At 59.9% G+C, this 6,926-nt stretch carries 7 protein-coding genes; 6 read left to right on the forward strand and 1 reads right to left on the reverse strand.

What is annotated here, in order from left to right; genetic code table 11:
- Positions 1-13: 13 nt before the first annotated feature.
- The 3 genes from menB to menE are packed head-to-tail and all read left to right on the forward strand — an operon-like array spanning position 14 to position 3,209.
- Entirely contained in the window at positions 14-871 is an 858-nt protein-coding gene (menB, locus tag HMPREF9538_RS16475) for a 1,4-dihydroxy-2-naphthoyl-CoA synthase (RefSeq protein WP_009484770.1), read from the forward strand.
- Entirely contained in the window at positions 871-1,836 is a 966-nt protein-coding gene (gene menC / locus HMPREF9538_RS16470) for an o-succinylbenzoate synthase (RefSeq protein WP_009484771.1), read from the forward strand. Before menB ends, menC begins: the two co-directional genes overlap by 1 nt.
- Complete coding sequence (gene menE / locus HMPREF9538_RS16465) at positions 1,833-3,209, forward strand: o-succinylbenzoate--CoA ligase (RefSeq protein WP_004175021.1); 1,377 nt, start codon at positions 1,833-1,835, stop codon at positions 3,207-3,209. Before menC ends, menE begins: the two co-directional genes overlap by 4 nt.
- 55 nt (positions 3,210-3,264) lie before the next feature.
- Here the strand turns inward: menE and nudI are convergent, their stop codons facing one another.
- The gene (gene nudI / locus HMPREF9538_RS16460; RefSeq protein ID WP_009484772.1) at positions 3,265-3,687 is read right to left on the reverse strand and encodes a nucleoside triphosphatase NudI; all 423 of its coding nucleotides are present in this window, start codon (positions 3,685-3,687) and stop codon (positions 3,265-3,267) included.
- 137 nt (positions 3,688-3,824) lie between these two features.
- Between nudI and HMPREF9538_RS16455 the strand changes: the two genes are divergently transcribed.
- The 3 genes from HMPREF9538_RS16455 (at position 3,825) to HMPREF9538_RS16440 (ending at position 6,894) form a co-directional block, all read left to right on the forward strand.
- Positions 3,825-4,778: an Rpn family recombination-promoting nuclease/putative transposase gene (locus HMPREF9538_RS16455; RefSeq protein WP_002913072.1), complete on the forward strand. Its 954-nt coding sequence runs from the start codon at positions 3,825-3,827 to the stop codon at positions 4,776-4,778.
- 274 nt (positions 4,779-5,052) lie between these two features.
- Positions 5,053-5,595: a YfaZ family outer membrane protein gene (locus HMPREF9538_RS16445; protein WP_002913070.1), complete on the forward strand. Its 543-nt coding sequence runs from the start codon at positions 5,053-5,055 to the stop codon at positions 5,593-5,595.
- 102 nt (positions 5,596-5,697) lie between these two features.
- Positions 5,698-6,894 (forward strand): nicotinamide mononucleotide deamidase-related protein YfaY, encoded by a 1,197-nt coding sequence (locus tag HMPREF9538_RS16440; protein ID WP_009484775.1) that lies wholly within the window; start codon positions 5,698-5,700, stop codon positions 6,892-6,894.
- Positions 6,895-6,926 lie beyond the last annotated feature (32 nt).

A 6,926-nucleotide genomic window follows, 5' to 3' on the forward strand; every position in this document is an offset into this window, starting at 1 on the left:
TGAAGGACATTCTATGATCTCTCTTGATGAAGCAATGCTCTACGCCCCCGTTGAATGGCACGATTGCTCCGAAGGCTATACCGATATTCGCTATCACAAATCGACTGACGGGATTGCCAAAATCACCATTAATCGTCCGCAGGTGCGCAACGCCTTCCGCCCGCTGACCGTCAAAGAGATGATCCAGGCGCTGGCGGATGCCCGGTATGACGACAATATCGGCGTCATCGTGCTGACCGGTCAAGGTGAGAAAGCCTTCTGCGCCGGCGGCGACCAGAAAGTCCGCGGCGACTACGGCGGCTATCAGGACGACTCCGGCGTTCATCATCTTAACGTGCTCGACTTCCAGCGTCAGATCCGCACCTGTCCAAAACCGGTGGTCGCGATGGTGGCCGGCTACTCTATCGGCGGCGGTCACGTGCTGCATATGATGTGCGATCTGACTATCGCGGCGGAAAACGCCATCTTCGGCCAGACCGGGCCAAAAGTCGGCTCTTTCGACGGCGGCTGGGGCGCCTCCTATATGGCGCGGATCGTCGGGCAGAAAAAAGCGCGCGAAATCTGGTTCCTGTGCCGCCAGTATGACGCTCAGCAGGCGCTGGACATGGGGCTGGTGAATACCGTGGTACCGCTGGCGGATCTGGAAAAAGAGACCGTGCGCTGGTGTCGTGAAATGCTGCAGAACAGCCCGATGGCCTTGCGCTGCCTGAAAGCGGCGCTGAACGCCGACTGCGACGGCCAGGCTGGTCTGCAGGAGCTGGCGGGCAACGCCACCATGCTGTTCTATATGACGGAAGAGGGGCAGGAAGGACGCAACGCCTTCAACCAGAAACGTCAGCCGGACTTCAGCAAATTTAAACGGAATCCATAATGCGCGTTTCGCAGGTTTACCGCTGGCAGATACCGATGGACGCGGGCGTGGTGCTGCGCGAGCGGCGGTTAAAAACCCGCGACGGGCTGTTCATCCGCCTGCAGGAGGGGGAACGCGAAGGCTGGGGCGAAATTTCTCCCCTGCCGGGATTCAGTGTCGAGACGCTGGAAGAGGCGCAAATGGCGCTGTTAGCGTGGGCACAGGCCTGGCGCGACGGCGCCGAGCCGCCGCTTCCCACGCAGCCCTCCGTCGCGTTTGGCATCAGCTGCGCGCAGGCGGAGCTTGGCGGCGAACTACCGCAGGCCGCGGATTATCGCGCGGCGCCGCTCTGCTCCGGCGATCCGGATGAGCTATTCGCCAGACTGGCGGCGATGCCCGGCGAGAAGGGCGCTAAGGTCAAAGTTGGCCTCTGGGAGGCGGTCCGCGACGGTATGGTGGTCAATCTGCTGCTGGAGGCGATCCCCGACCTGCAGCTGCGGCTCGATGCCAACCGCGCCTGGACGCCGCTCAAAGCGCAACAGTTCGCCAAATACGTTAATCCGGCGTACCGCCAGCGCATTGCTTTTCTTGAAGAACCTTGCAAAACGCGGGAGGATTCTCGGGCCTTTAGCCGCGAGACAGGGATCGCTATCGCCTGGGATGAAAGCCTGCGCGAGGCGGATTTCCGCTTTGTCGCTGAGCCGGGCGTGCGCGCGGTGGTGATCAAACCGACGCTAACCGGCAGTTTGCAGAAGGTGCAGCAACAGGTCGCCGCGGCGCATGCGCTGGGGTTGAGCGTAGTGATCAGCTCGTCGATCGAGTCCAGTCTCGGCTTAACCCAGCTGGCCCGGATTGCCGCCTGGCTGACGCCGCAGACTATTCCTGGGCTGGATACGCTGTCGCTGATGGGCGCCCAGCTGGTACGGCCGTGGCCCGAAAGTACGCTGCCGGTGCTCAACATTGATGCGCTGGAGCCGCTGCTGTGACCTTTAACGACTGGCCCTGGCGGCACTGGCGTCAGCGGCGCGGAGAGGCCCTCGCCTTACGTCTGAATAACCAGCCGTTGACCTGGCGGGAGCTATGCGCGCGGGTTGACGCGCTGGCGTCTGGTTTTGCCGCGCAGGGCGTAATGGAAGGGCAGGGCGTGGCGCTCCGGGCCTATAACCAGCCGGAAACTCTGCTGGCATGGCTGGCGCTGCTGCAGTGCGGGGCGCGGGTGCTGCCGCTGAATCCGCAGCTGCCAGCGGTGTTGCTGCAGGCGTTGTTACCCGCGTTAACCATGCAGCATCAGCTGGTACTGAATGGCGATGTGTTGCCGGGGAATTTACCGATGTTAACCCTGCAGTTGGTCGAGGGCGAGCATGCTGTTTGCTGGCATGGCGATCGGTTGGTGTCGATGACGTTGACCTCCGGTTCAATCGGCCTGCCGAAAGCGGCGGTACATAGCGCCAGCGCCCATCTGGCCAGCGCGGCTGGCGTGCTGGCGCTGATGCCGTTTGCCGCAGGAGATGACTGGCTGCTGTCGCTGCCGTTGTTCCATGTCTCCGGTCAGGGGATCGTCTGGCGCTGGCTGCTGGCCGGCGCGCGACTTACGGTATGTGACAAACAGCCGCTGGCGCAGATGCTGCACGGCTGTACCCATGCTTCGCTGGTGCCGACTCAGCTATGGCGCCTGCTGAATGATGATGCTGCGGTTTCCCTCAAGGCGGTGCTGCTCGGCGGCGCGTCGATCCCGGTCGAATTGACTGAACGGGCGCGAAAGCAGGGCATACGCAGCTTCTGCGGCTATGGCCTCACCGAATTCGCCTCCACCGTGTGTGCCAAAGAGGCCGACGGCGCTGCGGATGTTGGCGAAGCGCTGCCGGGGCGAGAGGTGAAAATTGTCGCCGGCGAGATCTGGCTGCGGGCGTCGAGTATGGCCGCAGGCTACTGGCGGGATGGTCAATTGTTGTCATTAACCAACAATGAAGGCTGGTTTGCGACGCGCGATCGCGGAGCATTGCATAACGGTCGGCTGACGGTTGTTGGGCGACTGGATAACCTCTTTTTTAGCGGTGGAGAAGGTATTCAACCGGAAGAGGTCGAGCGTGTGATACTCGCCCATCCACAGGTACAGCAGGTGTTTATCGTGCCGCTGGATGATGCGGAATACGGCCAGCGCCCGGTAGCGGTGGTGGAATGCGATGACGGCTGCGAGTTGAGCGCGCTGGCGGCATGGAGCGCTGAGCGGTTAGCGCGTTTTCAGCAGCCGGTGCGTTGGCTGCGGTTGCCGGAAACGTTAAAAAACGGCGGGATTAAGATTTCGCGCCGGGCGCTGTGCGAGTGGGTCAGGCAGCAGACGCATGCGACCGTATCGTAGCCACCCGCATTATCCCGCGGCATAACGCCGGGTGGGTTGAACGCGGTATGCTGGACTAAAGTAGCCCTTTCAGGCTGAGAGTAACGCGGGTGGCGGCATTAAGATCGTAGTTTTTGAGATCTTCGGCTTTGACCCAGGCGTAATCGTCAAACTCCTCGTTGATCGTCACATCGCGATTGGCGCTCACGCAGTTGAAGATGAGATAGATCATGTAGATCGTTTCCTGATGCCCGTCGGGGTAGGTTTTGACGCGGGTATCGTCGCGAAAGCACCATGGCGCGATATGGGTAAGGATGAGTTTTTCGCCGAGCTCTTCGCGTATTTCCCGCCGCAGCGCCTCTTCAATACGTTCCCCTGGCTCCACGCCGCCGGATAAGGCCCATTGCCCGGGAAAAACCCCTCGGTCGGCGGCCATTTTGCAAAGCAGATAATGGCCTTTATTCTCGATCAGCGGGCAAACAATCGTCCTGTGGCGCATGGGTTTTCTCCTGCAGAGGGATGGGGCGGTATGCTGGTGAAATAGTTTGCGAGCCGCCTCGGTAAACTGCAAGCGAAATACAGTTCAGGTCTTGTTGAGTGCTACGTTAAGCGAAAATGATTGTATGGAGCACCGCCATGGAAAGGGCGACGAATTCCCCCCACGATGCTGTATTTAAACACCTGCTGTCGCATCGGGCGACGGCCAGGGATTTTCTGGACATTCACCTTCCCGCACCGCTGCGCGCGTTATGTAACCTGAACACGCTGCGGCTGGAGTCCGGGAGCTTTATCGACGACGAACTGCGGGCGAGTCATTCCGATATCCTTTACTCGCTGCAAACGCAGGCGGGGGAGGGCTATATCTATCTGTTGATAGAGCACCAAAGCTCGGCGGACCGCCATATGGCATTTCGCCTGATGCGCTATGCGATAGCCGCGATGCAGCGTCATCTGGATAAAGGGCATACGCAGCTGCCGCTGGTGATCCCGCTGCTGTTTTATCATGGTCGCGTTTCTCCCTGGCCTTACCCGATGTGCTGGCTGGCAGGCTTTGCCGATCCGGACATCGCGCGGCGGGTCTATGGTGAAGATTTTCCCTTAATTGATATCACTAGCACCCCGGACGATGAAATCATGCGCCACCGGCGCGTGGCGATGCTGGAGCTGCTGCAGAAGCATATTCGCCAGCGGGATTTGATGGACCTGCATGAGCAACTGGTCAGGCTCCTGGCGCTGGGATACACTAGCCGCAGGCAGCTTAAGACGCTGTTGCACTATTTATTACAGGCAGGAAACGCCGCCGATCCGGTTGCTTTTTTGCGCCATCTTGCGCAAAACGTTCCCCGGCGGCCGCATAAGGAGACGCTAATGAATATTGCCCAGTTTCTGGAACAACGCGGCCATCAGCAAGGATTAAAGCAAGGTCTTGAACAAGGTCTACAGCAAGGTATCGAACAAGGTATCGAGCAAGGTGAGCAGCAGACCGCGGAGCGTATCGCCCGGGCGATGCTTGCTAACGGACTCGACCTGTCGCTGGTGGCGAAACTGACCGGCCTCGCCCCGGAATGTCTGGCCCGGCTGCAGCATTAATTATTCCCTTATCCCCCCGCGCCGCGCCGATCGTGCGGCGCCAGCTCTCTGTTTTCGTCAATGTGTCAGCGTTAATCATAATAAACATGAATATTACTGGCGTTGAATAGGCTGTTCGTGGTTCTGGCAACGCTCGATGCCGTAAAAATACGCAACTGGTTACACTCTTGTGAAAATTCATTTCGCCAGGTCATTGATTCCTGATGGGTGCGCAGTAGAATTTTCAGGTTTTTTCGGGACTTCTTTGATTTTAATTTTCTGGATAGAGTAAATAATGAAAAAAAGCATTTTTATGGCGCTGGCGGGCGTGATGATGGTTTCTTCGGCGGCCCATGCGATTAGCGTTACCGGTGAAGCCGGCGAGCATTACACCAACCTTGGCGTCGGCTTCGGCACCGAGTCCACCGGCCTGGCCGTTTCGGGTAACTGGCTGCACAGCGATAACGACGGCGACGCCGCGGGTTTAGGCCTGGGACTCAATATTCCGCTGGGGCCGTTCCTCGCGACCGTGGGTGGTAAAGGTATTTACACCAATCCGAAACAGGGCGATGAAGGTTATGCGGCCGCGGTCGGCGGCGGCCTGCAGTGGAAAATCGGCGACAGCTTCCGCCTGTACGGCGATTATTACTACTCTCCGGATTCGCTCTCCAGCGGCATTGATAGCTACCAGGAAGCCAACGTCGGCGCCAGCTGGACCATTATGCGTCCGCTTAGCATCCAGGCCGGCTACCGTTACCTGAACCTGGCGGGCAAAGATGGCAACCGCGATAACACCATCGCCGACGGCCCATACATCGGCGCCAGCGCCAGCTTCTAATCTCTTCCGGCGCGGCATCTTCTTGCTGCGCCAGATTTTCCTCCTCGTCAGCATCCCGCTTTGCGTTATAGTATTTCTCACCTGGCAGGCAAGGAGTGAGCAATGTTGAATGTGGAAATGCTGTCCACCGGCGATGAAGTGTTGCATGGTCAAATTATTGATACTAATGCGGCATGGCTGGCGGATTTCTTTTTTAATCAGGGTTTACCGTTAACGCGCCGCAATACCGTTGGCGACGATCTCGATGCGCTGGTGGCGATTCTGCGCGAACGCAGCGAACAGGCGGATGTGCTGATCGTCAACGGCGGCCTCGGCCCAACCAGCGACGACCTGAGCGCGCTGGCCGCCGCCACTGCGAAAGGCGAAGGGCTTATTTTGCATCCGGAGTGGCTGGAAACCATGACCCGCTTTTTTGCCGAGCGCGGCAGGCCGATGGCGGAAAGCAACCGTAAGCAGGCGGAAATCCCGGCCAGCGCCGAGATGATCAACAACCCGGTCGGTACGGCCTGTGGCTTTGCCATCCAGCTCAACCGCTGCCTGATGTTTTTCACTCCCGGGGTCCCCTCTGAATTTAAGGTGATGGTCGAGCAGGAAATTTTACCGCGCCTGCGCCAGCGCTTTACGCTGCCGGACCCGCCGGTATGCCTGCGTTTGACCACCTTTGGCCGCTCGGAGAGCGAGCTGGCGCAAAGTCTTAATCCGCTGACGCTGCCTCCGGGCGTGGTGATGGGTTACCGCTCGTCGATGCCGATCATTGAACTCAAGCTAACCGGACCGGCCAACCAGCGCGACGCCATGCTGGCCCTGTGGCCGGAGGTGCGTAAGGTGGCTGGCGACAGCCTGATTTTCGAAGGTACGGAAGGGTTACCCGCGCAGATCGCCCGCTGTCTGCAGGAGCGGCAGCTGAGCCTGACGCTCAGCGAGCAGTTTACCGGCGGCCTGCTGGCGCTCCAGCTGTCCCGCGCCGGCGCGCCGCTGCTGGCCAGCGAAGTCGTTCCGGCGCAGGAGGAGACGCTGGCGCAGGCGGCCCGCTGGGCGGCCGAGCGGCGCATAAACCATTTTGCCGGCCTGGCTCTGGCGGTGAGCGGTCAGGAAAACGATCATCTTAACGTGGCCCTGGCCACCCCGGACGGCACCTTCGCACTGCGGGTGAAGTTTAGCGCCACCCGCCACAGCCTGGCGGTACGCCAGGAAGTCTGCGCTATGATGGCGTTAAACATGCTGCGTCGCTGGCTGAATGGCCAACCGCTGGCCAGCGAACATGGCTGGATTAACGTGGTGGATTCCCTCTCGCTGTAAGTCATTCCCCCCCCCCCCCCCCCCCCCCCCCC

This window comes from Klebsiella sp. MS 92-3, from assembly GCF_000195655.1.
Classification (GTDB): Bacteria; Pseudomonadota; Gammaproteobacteria; order Enterobacterales; family Enterobacteriaceae; genus Klebsiella; species Klebsiella pneumoniae.